Here is a 12,752-nt window from a genome sequence, read left to right as displayed (position 1 = left end):
AAAGCGGGGGAGAAAAATGAGCGTATTAGTTAATAAAGATACAAAAGTTATTGTTCAAGGTATTACAGGTTCTCAAGGGTTATTCCATACAAAACAAATGATTGAATACGGTACGAAAATTGTCGGTGGTGTAACGCCAGGTAAAGGTGGCACTGATATTGAAGGTGTACCAGTATTTGATACTGTAGAAGATGCAGTGAAAGCAACAGGCGCAAACGCTTCAGTTGTATACGTTCCACCCGCTTTTGCGGCTGATGCAATTATGGAAGCAGTTGATGCAGAAATCGATTTAGTAGTATGTATTACTGAAGGAATTCCTGTATTAGATATGGTAAATGTAAAGAGATATATGGCTGGTAAACATACACGTTTACTTGGACCAAACTGCCCAGGTGTTATTACGCCTGATGAATGTAAAATTGGTATTATGCCAGGATACATTCATAAAAAAGGCCATGTAGGTATCGTATCTCGCTCTGGTACATTAACGTATGAGGCTGTACATCAGTTAACACAAGAAGGTATTGGTCAATCTACAGCTGTAGGTATCGGCGGGGACCCTGTTAATGGTACAGACTTTATTGATGCGTTAAAAGCATTTAATGAAGATGAAGAAACACATGCTGTAATTATGATTGGTGAAATCGGTGGTACAGCGGAAGAAGAGGCAGCTGAATGGGTGAAAGCTAATATGACAAAACCTGTTGTAGGCTTCATTGGTGGCCAAACAGCGCCTGCTGGCAAACGTATGGGCCATGCTGGTGCAATCATTTCTGGTGGTAAAGGAACTGCTGCTGAAAAGATTAAAACGATGGAAGCTTGTGGTATTAAAGTAGCGGAAACTCCAGCGGTTATGGGCGAAACACTAATCTCTGTCTTAAAAGAAAAAGGTCTATTTGAGACTTGTAAAAACTACTAATCTGTTGAAAGACACCTTCTTGATTGAAGGTGTCTTTTTACACAATTCTTGTTTACATAATAAAAATTATGGGTAAGGAGAATTAAGATGAAAAGAGAACGATTATTACATCTTCATTACTTGTTAGCAGATTATTGGAAGGCGATAGAAAGACTATTATATGTCGATCCCGAATTGAAGGGAATATACACTTTTAATGCAAAACAAATAGAATACTACACTGGAATATCCTCGAAAAAATCTTCAGAATTAGTAAACTTTCTTCAAAGCTCAAACCTCCTGCAATATATATCTTATTTAGAGAAAAATCGAATCTTTTATATGACTATATGGGATGAAGATTATCCACAATTATTACGTCAAATACAAGATCCCCCCTTTGTGCTATATGGAAAAGGAGAGAAGGATTTTCTCAATAAAGTGAATAAATTAGCGGTTATTGGAACGAGAGAACCGACTTTATATGGACATGAGAGTTTGAAATTTATTTTACAACCATTATTAGAAAGAGAATGGCTTATTGTCAGTGGGTTTGCAAGAGGGATAGATACGATGTCTCATGAAATTACAGTAAGACAGTATTGCCCCACTATTGCGATACTAGGACATGGGTTATCGTATATATACCCAAAAGAGAATCGACATTTATATGAAACTTGGAATGAATATATATTGTTATTAACAGAGTATCCCCCGCACTATGCACCGAAAAAATGGTATTTTCCAAAAAGAAATCGAATCATTAGTGGTATAAGTAAGGGGGTTTTAGTTGTAGAAGCGAAATCGAGAAGTGGAACACTTATTACTGCGGACCTTGCTTTAGAGCAAAATAGAGAGGTATTTGCACTTCCTGGACCTATATTTATAGATAGTGCATCAGGAACGAATCATCTAATTCAACAAGGAGCGAAACTAGTGAGAAATGCAGAAGATATCCTGGAAGAAATCTTAAATTAACCGTATATTTTTATGTTTTTATTAAACAATTATTGACAAATGGTAGATAGGCACTGTATGGTATATTCATTCTTGATTGACAAAAACAAGAGAAATCAATAAGATTAATGAAGACTTGAATCCACCTCTTAAGGAGGCACTAGCATGTCAGATTACCTCGTAATCGTGGAGTCGCCTTCTAAGGCGAAGACCATTGAGAAATATTTAGGGAAAAAATACAAAGTTGTCGCGTCTATGGGACACGTTCGCGATTTACCTAAAAGCCAAATGGGGATAGAAGTAAAGAACAACTTCACTCCGAAGTATATTACCATTCGTGGTAAAGGTCCCGTCTTAAAAGATTTAAAATCAGCGGCAAAAAAAGCAAAGAAAGTCTATCTCGCGGCCGATCCAGACCGTGAAGGGGAAGCAATTGCTTGGCATTTAGCCAATACGTTAAATGTGGACGTTGAATCAGATTGCCGAGTTGTGTTTAATGAGATTACAAAAGATGCAATCAAAGAGTCATTTAAACATCCTCGTGCGATTAATATGGATTTAGTAGATGCACAACAAGCAAGGCGTATACTAGATCGTCTTGTTGGTTACAATATTAGTCCTTTATTATGGAAGAAAGTAAAAAAAGGATTAAGTGCAGGACGCGTACAATCTGTAGCAGTTCGTTTAATTATCGAACGTGAAAGAGAAATTCAAAGCTTTGAGCCTGAAGAATTCTGGACAATTAAGACAGAATTTGTGAAAGGGAAAGACACATTTGAAGCAAGCTTTTACGGTGTAGATGGTGAAAAAGTTCAATTAACGAATGAAACGCAAGTGAATGAAATAATTGAACAGATGAAAGATAATGCGTTTTCAGTTGAAAATGTAGCGCGAAAAGAGCGAAAACGTAATCCTGCGTTACCGTTTACAACATCTTCCTTACAACAAGAGGCAGCGCGTAAGTTAAACATGCGAGCAAAGAAAACAATGATGCTTGCGCAGCAATTGTATGAAGGGATCGATCTTGGAAAACAAGGGACTGTAGGTCTTATTACGTATATGAGAACTGACTCAACACGTATCTCAGAAACAGCTCAAACAGAGGCGCGTACTTACATTACTGATGCGTTTGGTGCGGAATACATAGGAACAGAAAAGAAGAAAGAAACGAAAAAGTCGAACGCGCAAGATGCGCATGAGGCAATTCGTCCTACTTCGGTAATGAGAAAGCCAGAGGAACTAAAGAGTTTCTTAAGTCGTGATCAACTTCGATTGTATAAATTGATTTGGGAGCGATTTGTTGCAAGTCAAATGGCGTCTGCTATAATGGATACTGTGACAGCGAAACTCATTAATAACAATGTTCAGTTCCGTGCAAGTGGATCGGTTGTAAAGTTCCCAGGATTTATGAAAGTGTATGTAGAGTCGAAAGATGACGGGGCTGAAGAAAAGGATAAGATGTTGCCGCCTTTAGAAGTAGGGGAAACGGTATTTTCGAAGGATTTAGAACCGAAGCAACACTTTACACAACCTCCGCCGCGCTATACAGAGGCTCGACTAGTAAGAACACTTGAAGAGCTTGGAATTGGAAGACCGTCGACTTACGTACCGACACTTGAAACGATTCAAAAACGTGGATATGTAGGTTTGGATAATAAACGCTTCGTTCCAACTGAACTTGGTGAAATAGTAATTGAACTTATTTTAGAGTTTTTCCCAGAAATTATTAACATTGAATTTACTGCTAACATGGAGCAAAGTCTTGATGAAGTTGAAGAAGGAAATGCGAATTGGGTAAAAATTGTTGATGATTTCTACGTAGGATTTGAGCCGCGTTTAGAAAAAGCGGAAAAAGAAATGCGTGAAGTGGAAATTAAAGATGAACCAGCTGGGGAAGACTGTGAATTATGTGATCACCCAATGGTCTTTAAAATGGGTAAATACGGGAAATTTATGGCTTGCTCGAATTTCCCAGATTGTCGTAATACAAAACCGATTGTGAAAGAAATCGGTGTTACTTGTCCGAAATGTGATAAAGGTCAAATTATTGAACGTCGTAGTAATAAAAAGAAACGTCTTTTCTATGGGTGCGGTACGTATCCAGAGTGTGACTTTGTATCTTGGGATAAGCCGATTGGCCGTAAATGTCCGAAGTGCGAAGGTATGCTTGTAGAGAAGAAGTTGAAAAAAGGCGTGCAAGTACAATGTATTTCGTGTGATTATGAAGAAGAACAACAAATGTGAGCGTAACTGCTCACATTTTTTTCGGGAAGAAAAGGAAAGGTGATATATATATGACAACACAAGTAGTAAACGTCATTGGCGCAGGTCTTGCAGGAAGTGAAGCAGCTTACCAAATTGCAAAACGTGGTGTCCAAGTAAAATTATATGAAATGAGACCAGTAAGGCAAACACCAGCTCATCACACAGATAAATTTGCAGAGTTAGTATGTAGTAACTCGCTTCGTGCAAACACATTAACAAATGCTGTTGGTGTTATTAAAGAAGAAATGCGCCTAATGGATTCTGTTATTATTCGTGCGGCTGATGAGTGCTCTGTACCAGCAGGAGGGGCTTTAGCTGTAGATCGTCATGAATTTGCGGCAAAAGTAACGGAGTATGTGAAAAACCATCCGAACGTAACTGTGATGAATGAAGAAATTACTGAAATTCCAGAAGGACCTACTATTATCGCGACAGGTCCACTTACGTCTCCTGATCTTGCTGCACAATTAAAAGAATTAACAGGTGAAGATTATTTTTATTTCTATGATGCTGCAGCACCGATAGTTGAGAAAGACAGCATTGATATGAATAAAGTGTATTTAAAATCTCGTTATGATAAAGGTGAAGCTGCGTATTTAAACTGCCCGATGACGGAAGAAGAATTTGACCGTTTTTACGAAGCTTTAATTGCTGCTGAAACAGTACCTTTAAAAGAATTTGAAAAAGAAATTTTCTTTGAAGGTTGTATGCCGGTAGAAGTTATGGCGAGTAGAGGAAGACAGACGCTAGTATTTGGACCGATGAAACCTGTTGGATTAGAAGATCCGAAAACAGGGAAAACGCCATACGCTGTTGTTCAATTACGTCAAGATGATGCAGCAGGAACGTTATACAATATCGTAGGTTTCCAAACACATTTAAAGTGGGGACCACAAAAAGAAGTGTTACAGTTGATTCCAGGACTGGAAAACGCAGAGATTGTGCGTTATGGTGTAATGCATCGTAATACGTTTATTAACTCACCAAACTTGCTTCGTCCAACATATCAATATAAACAACGTGATGATTTATTCTTCGCTGGCCAAATGACTGGAGTAGAGGGATATGTTGAATCGGCAGCATCAGGATTACTAGCAGGTATTAACGCAGCTCGACTTGTAAAAGGTGAAGAGCCAGTTGTATTACCATCTGTAACTGCAATGGGAAGTATGGCGAATTATATTACGGCGACAAACGCGAAAAACTTCCAACCAATGAATGCAAACTTCGGTCTGTTTGCACCGTTAGAGAAGAAAATCAAGAAAAAAGCAGAACGAAATGAAGCCTATGCAACACGCGCTTTAGAAACAATTCAAAATTTTGTAAATATTTAGTTAAATTTCTTGCAAAGGCTACTAAGTTGTGATACGATTTAGTAGCCTTTATTGAGGTGAATTGTGTGAATGTGAAGAAATTGTTACAATTATTCGTTGGATATTTACAAATTGAAAGAAATTATTCAAAATATACAATTGCAAGTTATCAAAATGATTTAGAACATTTTGTGCAATTTATGGAGCGAGAAGGCATATCCTCTTTTTTAGATGTTACATACGCGGATGTTCGTTTGTACTTAACGACGTTGCATGATGAAAAGTTAGCCCGTAAATCTGTCGCAAGAAAAGTATCAAGTTTACGAAGTTTATATCGATTTTTGATGCGTGAAGGTTATCGGAAAGATAATCCGTTTGCACTTGCGTCACTCCCCAAAAAAGAATTGTCAATCCCAAAGTTTTTATATGCTGAAGAATTAGAGGAATTATTCGAAGTTTCTGACACGGAAACGCCGCTAGGTCAAAGGAATCAAGCTTTATTAGAGTTGATGTATGCGACTGGGATCCGTGTGAGTGAATGTATCAATTTACAACTTACTGATATTGACTTCGCAGTGGGAACAATTTTAGTAATGGGAAAAGGAAAAAAACAAAGGTATATTCCGTTCGGAAGCTATGCGCAAGATGCTTTAATTACTTATATAGAGAACGGGAGAAAACAGTTAGCTCAAAAAACTGAAGAACACTCTCATATGGTATTTTTAAATGCGAAAGGCACGCCGCTAACAAGTCGAGGGGTACGCTATGTATTGAATGAACTCATTAAGAAAGCTTCGCTGACAATGCGGATAAGTCCCCATATGTTAAGGCATACATTTGCTACACATATGTTAGATGAAGGGGCAGATTTACGTACTGTACAGGAGCTACTCGGTCATGAGAATTTGTCGACGACACAAATTTATACGCATGTCTCTAAAGAAAGATTGCGTTCGGTCTACATGAAGCATCACCCACGGGCATAAATTGCTTTTAAAGCTATAAAAACATATAAAGGAGTTTTTTCTATGGGAAATTTCCACGCTACAACGATATTTGCAGTTCATCATAATGGAGAATGTGCAATGGCTGGAGATGGCCAGGTGACAATGGGGAATGCTGTTGTAATGAAACATACAGCTCGTAAAGTTCGTAAACTTTTCCAAGGGAAAGTTTTAGCTGGTTTTGCAGGTTCGGTTGCTGACGCATTTACTCTTTTTGAAATGTTTGAAGGGAAGTTAGAAGAGTACAATGGCAACTTGCAGCGTGCTGCAGTTGAGATGGCAAAACAATGGCGTGGCGACAAAATGTTACGTCAGCTAGAAGCGATGCTCATTGTCATGGATAAAACAACTATGCTCCTTGTTTCAGGTACAGGAGAAGTAATTGAACCGGATGATGGTATTTTAGCAATTGGATCTGGCGGGAATTATGCGCTTTCTGCAGGTCGTGCTTTAAAGCAATATGCAAGTGAACATTTAACAGCGAAGCAAATTGCAAAAGCGAGTTTAGACATTGCTGGCGATATTTGTGTTTATACAAACCACAATATAATTGTGGAAGAATTGTAGAATCGTAAGGGAGGCATTTTATATGCATTTACATTTTACTCCGCGTCAAATTGTGGAAAAATTAGATCAATACATTATCGGTCAAAAAGATGCGAAGAAAGCGGTTGCTGTAGCCTTAAGAAATCGATACCGCCGAAGTAAATTAGCTGAAAATCTACGTGATGAAATTGCACCTAAAAATATTTTAATGATTGGACCGACAGGTGTTGGTAAAACAGAGGTAGCACGACGAATGGCGAAACTCGTTGGAGCACCTTTTATTAAGGTTGAAGCTACGAAATTTACAGAAGTTGGATATGTAGGTAGAGATGTAGAATCGATGGTACGTGACCTTGTGGAAACGTCAGTTCGCATCGTGAAAGAAGAAATGGTAGTTAAAGTACAAGACAAAGCAGAAGAACAAGCGAACCAACGTCTTGTTGAAATTTTAGTGCCTAGTCCAGAGAAACAATCTGGATTTAAAAACCCATTAGAAATGCTATTTGGCGGTGCTCAAAATTCGAATCAAACAACTGATGCACAGGAAGATGTTGAAATCGAAAAGAAACGTCAAGATGTGGAAAGAAAGCTTGCTGCAGGACTTCTTGAAGATGAAATTGTATCGATTGAAGTGACTGAACAACAGTCTTCCATGTTCGATATGTTACAAGGAACGGGCATGGAACAAATGGGAATGAATTTCCAGGATGCGCTAGGAAGTTTTATGCCGAAAAAAACAAAAAAACGTAAACTTTCTGTAAAAGAAGCAAGAAAACTCTTGACAAATGAGGAAGCACAGCGCTTAATTGATATGGATGAAGTTACACAAGAGGCTGTTTATCGTGCTGAACAGCTCGGGATTATTTTTATCGATGAAATTGACAAAATTGCTGGTAAGCAGTCGAATAGCGTAGATGTATCACGTGAAGGTGTGCAACGTGACATTCTGCCGATTGTAGAAGGGTCGAATGTTGCGACAAAATACGGATCAGTAAAAACGGATTATATTTTATTCGTTGCAGCTGGAGCGTTTCATATGTCTAAACCGTCGGATTTAATTCCGGAACTGCAAGGGAGATTTCCGATTCGAGTAGAATTAACAAAATTATCGACAGATGATTTTGTTAAAATATTAATCGAGCCTGACAACGCGTTAATTAAACAATATATGGCTTTATTAGCGACTGAAGGTATAGAAATTGAATTTTCAGACGATGCTATTCGTAAGATTGCTGAGATTGCTTATCAAGTTAATCAGGATACAGATAATATTGGAGCAAGAAGACTTCATACGATTATGGAGAAGCTCCTTGAAGATTTATCGTTTGAAGCATCTGAAATTACGTTAGAGAAAATAACGATAACACCTCAATACGTTGAGGAGAAATTAGCAACGATTGCTAAAAATAAAGATGTGAGCCAGTTTATTTTGTAATAGTGTCATCAGGTGACTCGCCCTAGTTTCCAAGTGATGAAAAAATATGTGAGTAACATGTAGGAGGAACTTTTGAAATGGAATTATTAGCAAAAACAAGAAAATTAAATGCGTTATTACAGAGCGCAGCAGGAAAGCCTGTAAACTTTAGAGAAATGTCTGACACAATGTGTGAAGTAATTGAAGCGAACGTATTCGTAGTAAGCCGTCGTGGTAAATTACTAGGTTATGCAATTCACCAACAAATTGAGAATGAGCGTATGAAGCAAATGCTTGCAGAGCGTCAATTCCCAGAAGAGTACACACAAAGCCTATTCAACATTACAGAAACATCTTCAAACTTAGATGTAAACAGTGCTTACACAGCATTCCCAGTAGAAAATAAAGAATTATTTGGTCAAGGTTTAACTACAATCGTACCAATCGTTGGTGGTGGTGAGCGTCTAGGTACATTAGTGTTAGCTCGTCTTGGTCAAGAGTTCTTAGATGATGATTTAATTCTTGCTGAGTACAGCTCAACTGTTGTAGGTATGGAAATTTTACGTGAAAAAGCAGAAGAAATCGAAGAAGAAGCACGTAGTAAAGCTGTTGTTCAAATGGCGATCAGCTCATTATCTTACAGTGAGTTAGAAGCAATCGAGCACATCTTCGAAGAATTAAATGGAACAGAAGGTTTACTTGTTGCAAGTAAAATCGCTGACCGCGTAGGAATCACTCGTTCTGTAATCGTAAATGCACTTCGTAAATTAGAGAGTGCTGGTGTAATTGAGTCGCGTTCTTTAGGTATGAAAGGAACATACATTAAAGTATTAAACGACAAATTCTTACATGAACTTGCTAAATTAAAAACAAACTAATTTATAAAACTCTCCTCATTTTTTGAGGGGAGTTTTTTGTGTATAAAAGATTAATGTTGTTTGCAAAAAGCGTCCTAATCGTCTTTTTCGGAAGAACTATGAATTGCATTGCGTTTTTTTGCTTAAAAGAAATGCGGGTTGGTAATACTAGAATTCGAGTATGAACAAAGAAAGTTTTACATTGTTCGCATTTTCGACTTGATTGTAATATTTCAGTATGATATAGTAAGCAGTGGTGTCAGTACAAAGTACACACGTTTACTGATTTAAGTGTTGGTGCTACGTTTGTAGTTTCGCTTAGAGATGAAGTAAACGGAGGATATCAAAAACCATTTAGGAGGAACTATATTATGTCAGTAATTTCTATGAAGCAATTGCTTGAAGCTGGTGTTCATTTCGGACATCAAACTCGTCGTTGGAACCCAAAAATGAAGCGTTACATTTTCACAGAGCGTAACGGTATCTACATCATCGACTTACAAAAAACTGTGAAAAAAGTTGAGGAAGCTTACAGAACGATGCGCGACATCGCTGCTGAAGGTGGAGACATCTTATTCGTAGGTACTAAAAAACAAGCACAAGAAGCTATTAAAGAAGAAGCAACTCGTGCTGGTATGTACTTCGTTAACCAACGTTGGTTAGGTGGAACTTTAACAAACTTCCAAACAATCCAAAAGCGTATCAAGCGTCTTAAAGACATCGAAAGAATGCAAGAAGATGGTACTTTCGAAGTACTTCCTAAGAAAGAAGTTGTTCAACTTAAAAAAGAGTTAGAGCGTCTTGAGAAATTCTTAGGCGGTATTAAAGATATGAAAGGTCTTCCAAGTGCATTATTCGTAGTAGACCCTCGTAAAGAGCGTATTGCAGTTGCTGAAGCACGCAAATTACACATTCCAATCATCGGTATCGTTGATACAAACTGTGATCCAGACGAAATCGATCACGTTATCCCAGCAAACGATGATGCAATTCGTGCTGTAAAACTTCTTACATCTAAAATGGCAGACGCGATCCTTGAAGCAAAACAAGGTGAAGAAACTGTTACTGCGTAACAAAGTTGGAAAGGTGATAAGGGGTTCGGCCTTTTATCACCTTTTTTAAGGTATAAACACCTTTATAAAAGGTATAAATACATATTTTAGGAGGATGAATAGTATGGCAATCACTGCACAAATGGTAAAAGAATTACGTGAAAAAACTGGCGCAGGTATGATGGACTGCAAAAAAGCTTTAACAGAAACTAATGGCGACATGGAGAAGGCAATTGACTTCTTACGTGAAAAAGGTATTGCAAAAGCTGCTAAAAAAGCAGACCGCATTGCTGCTGAAGGTTTAACTTTCATCGAAACAAACGGTAACGATGGTTTAATCTTAGAATTAAACTCTGAAACTGATTTCGTTGCGAAAAACGAAGGTTTCCAAACATTAATTAAAGAATTAGCTGCTCACTTATTAACTAACAAACCAACTAACGTTGAAGAAGCTATGGCTCAAACAATGGAAAACGGCAAACAAGTAGAAGAGCACATCAACGAAGCAATTGCTAAAATTGGTGAAAAACTTACACTTCGTCGTTTTGAAATCGTAACAAAAACTGATGCAGATGCATTCGGTGCTTACCTACACATGGGTGGACGCATTGGTGTTCTAACAGTTCTTGAAGGTTCTACTGATGAAGCAGCTGCTAAAGATGTAGCTATGCACATTGCAGCAGTTAACCCTAAATACATCGACCGCGATGCTGTAACAGCTGAAGAAGTTGAGCATGAGCGTCAAGTATTAACACAACAAGCATTAAACGAAGGCAAGCCTGAAAAAATCGTTGCAAAAATGGTTGAAGGCCGTCTTGGCAAATTCTTCGAAGAAATTTGCTTACTTGACCAAGCATTCGTTAAAAACCCTGATATGAAAGTTCGTCAGTTCGTTGAGTCTAAAGGCGGAACATTAAAAGGATTCGTTCGCTACGCAGTTGGTGAAGGTATCGAAAAACGCGAAGACAACTTTGCTGAAGAAGTAATGAACCAAGTAAAAGGTAGTAACTAATACAGATTAGGGAACACATTGTGTTCCCTTTTTTAAAATAAAGATGTAAGCAATTGGAGGTTCATTATGAGTAAACCGAAATATAATCGTGTCGTTTTAAAGCTGAGTGGAGAAGCTTTAGCTGGCGAGCAAGGATTTGGAATTAACCCATCTGTTATTAAATCAGTTGCGGAGCAAGTAAAAGAAATTGCAGAACTTGATGTAGAGGTTGCTGTTGTTGTTGGTGGCGGTAACATTTGGCGTGGAAAAATTGGAAGTGAAATGGGCATGGATCGTGCAGGAGCAGATTACATGGGCATGTTAGCAACAGTTATGAATTCATTAGCTCTTCAAGATAGCTTGGAGAATATTGGAATTCAAACTCGTGTACAAACTTCAATTGAGATGCGTCAAGTGGCAGAGCCTTACATTCGTCGTAAAGCAGTTCGTCACTTAGAGAAGAAACGTGTTGTGATTTTTGCAGCAGGTACAGGTAATCCATACTTCTCTACAGATACAACAGCAGCATTACGTGCGGCAGAGATTGAAGCAGACGTAATTTTAATGGCGAAAAACAATGTAGATGGCGTGTATAATGCGGATCCATCTATTGACCCAACAGCTACGAAATACGAAACGCTTACTTACTTAGATGTATTAAAAGAAGGTTTAGGTGTAATGGATTCTACAGCTTCTTCTCTATGTATGGATAATGATATTCCATTAATTGTATTCTCAGTTATGGAAAAAGGTAATATTAAACGTGCCGTTTTAGGCGAAAATATTGGAACAGTTGTAAGGGGGAAATAAATATGGGACAACAAGTATTGAAGTCTTCAAATGAAAAAATGGAAAAAGCAGTTGCTGCGTATTCTCGTGAATTAGCAACAGTTCGTGCTGGCCGTGCAAACGCGTCTGTATTAGATAAAGTACAAGTTGATTACTATGGTGCACCAACACCAGTTGTGCAATTAGCGAACATTACAGTTCCAGAAGCACGTTTACTTGTAATTCAACCTTATGATAAAACTTCTATCGGTGATATCGAAAAAGCAATTTTAAAAGCAGATTTAGGCTTAAACCCTTCTAATGACGGAACTGTAATTCGTATTGCATTCCCTGCATTAACAGAAGAGCGTCGTCGTGATCTTGTAAAAGTTGTGAAAAAATATGCTGAAGAAGCAAAAGTTGCAGTTCGTAACGTACGTCGTGACGGTAACGATGATCTTAAGAAGCTTGAAAAAGCTGGCGAGATTACAGAAGATGATTTAAGAGGATATACTGAAGATATCCAAAAAGAAACAGATAAATATATTGCAAAAGTTGACGAAATCGCAAAAAACAAAGAAAAAGAAATCATGGAAGTGTAATAGCGATACCTTCGCAAATATGACCCTCTTCTTAAGGGGGTCTTTTTACACTTTTAGGCATATGTCTGCTTGCTGGAGGGTATGA

Annotated in this window: 12 protein-coding genes; all 12 read left to right on the top strand. The window is 38.0% G+C overall.

Translation table 11 applies throughout. The features are described from left to right. The first annotated feature begins 16 nt into the window (after positions 1-16). The 12 genes from sucD to frr all read left to right on the top strand — a co-directional run bounded on the left by sucD (position 17) and on the right by frr (position 12,667). Positions 17-919, top strand: a complete 903-nt coding sequence (gene sucD, locus FS742_RS19550; protein ID WP_000115178.1) for a succinate--CoA ligase subunit alpha — start codon at positions 17-19, stop codon at positions 917-919. An 87-nt stretch (positions 920-1,006) separates the two neighbouring features. Further along, a complete protein-coding gene (dprA, locus tag FS742_RS19545) occupies positions 1,007-1,876 on the top strand; it encodes a DNA-processing protein DprA (RefSeq protein WP_144614533.1) in 870 nt (289 codons plus the stop codon). Between the two features lie 144 nt (positions 1,877-2,020). Beyond that, the gene (gene topA, locus FS742_RS19540) at positions 2,021-4,099 is read left to right on the top strand and encodes a type I DNA topoisomerase (protein WP_144614531.1); all 2,079 of its coding nucleotides are present in this window, start codon (positions 2,021-2,023) and stop codon (positions 4,097-4,099) included. Positions 4,100-4,149: 50 nt separating this feature from the next. Further along, a complete protein-coding gene (gene trmFO, locus FS742_RS19535; protein WP_144614529.1) occupies positions 4,150-5,454 on the top strand; it encodes an FADH(2)-oxidizing methylenetetrahydrofolate--tRNA-(uracil(54)-C(5))-methyltransferase TrmFO in 1,305 nt (434 codons plus the stop codon). Positions 5,455-5,519: 65 nt separating this feature from the next. After that, the gene (gene xerC, locus FS742_RS19530; protein WP_144614527.1) at positions 5,520-6,419 is read left to right on the top strand and encodes a tyrosine recombinase XerC; all 900 of its coding nucleotides are present in this window, start codon (positions 5,520-5,522) and stop codon (positions 6,417-6,419) included. Positions 6,420-6,461: 42 nt separating this feature from the next. Beyond that, positions 6,462-7,004 carry an ATP-dependent protease proteolytic subunit HslV gene (gene hslV / locus FS742_RS19525; RefSeq protein WP_000526271.1) on the top strand — a complete coding sequence of 181 codons (543 nt, stop codon included), beginning with the start codon at positions 6,462-6,464 and terminating at the stop codon, positions 7,002-7,004. A gap of 22 nt (positions 7,005-7,026) precedes the next feature. Further along, the gene (gene hslU / locus FS742_RS19520) at positions 7,027-8,418 is read left to right on the top strand and encodes an ATP-dependent protease ATPase subunit HslU (RefSeq protein WP_144614526.1); all 1,392 of its coding nucleotides are present in this window, start codon (positions 7,027-7,029) and stop codon (positions 8,416-8,418) included. A gap of 77 nt (positions 8,419-8,495) precedes the next feature. Then, positions 8,496-9,275, top strand: a complete 780-nt coding sequence (gene codY / locus FS742_RS19515) for a GTP-sensing pleiotropic transcriptional regulator CodY (RefSeq protein WP_000421288.1) — start codon at positions 8,496-8,498, stop codon at positions 9,273-9,275. Positions 9,276-9,625: 350 nt separating this feature from the next. Further along, positions 9,626-10,327, top strand: a complete 702-nt coding sequence (gene rpsB / locus FS742_RS19510) for a 30S ribosomal protein S2 (protein WP_000111485.1) — start codon at positions 9,626-9,628, stop codon at positions 10,325-10,327. A 103-nt stretch (positions 10,328-10,430) separates the two neighbouring features. Continuing rightward, positions 10,431-11,318: a translation elongation factor Ts gene (gene tsf / locus FS742_RS19505; protein WP_144614524.1), complete on the top strand. Its 888-nt coding sequence runs from the start codon at positions 10,431-10,433 to the stop codon at positions 11,316-11,318. A 66-nt stretch (positions 11,319-11,384) separates the two neighbouring features. Then, entirely contained in the window at positions 11,385-12,107 is a 723-nt protein-coding gene (pyrH, locus tag FS742_RS19500; protein WP_088230123.1) for a UMP kinase, read from the top strand. 2 nt (positions 12,108-12,109) lie between these two features. Next, a complete protein-coding gene (frr, locus tag FS742_RS19495) occupies positions 12,110-12,667 on the top strand; it encodes a ribosome recycling factor (protein WP_000531501.1) in 558 nt (185 codons plus the stop codon). Positions 12,668-12,752 lie beyond the last annotated feature (85 nt).

This window comes from Bacillus cereus (assembly GCF_007678085.1).
In the GTDB taxonomy this organism is placed as follows: Bacteria; Bacillota; Bacilli; order Bacillales; family Bacillaceae_G; genus Bacillus_A; species Bacillus_A cereus_BE.
The sequence above is the reverse complement of the archived record's forward strand: the minus strand, read 5'-3'. Positions and strand labels throughout refer to the sequence as shown.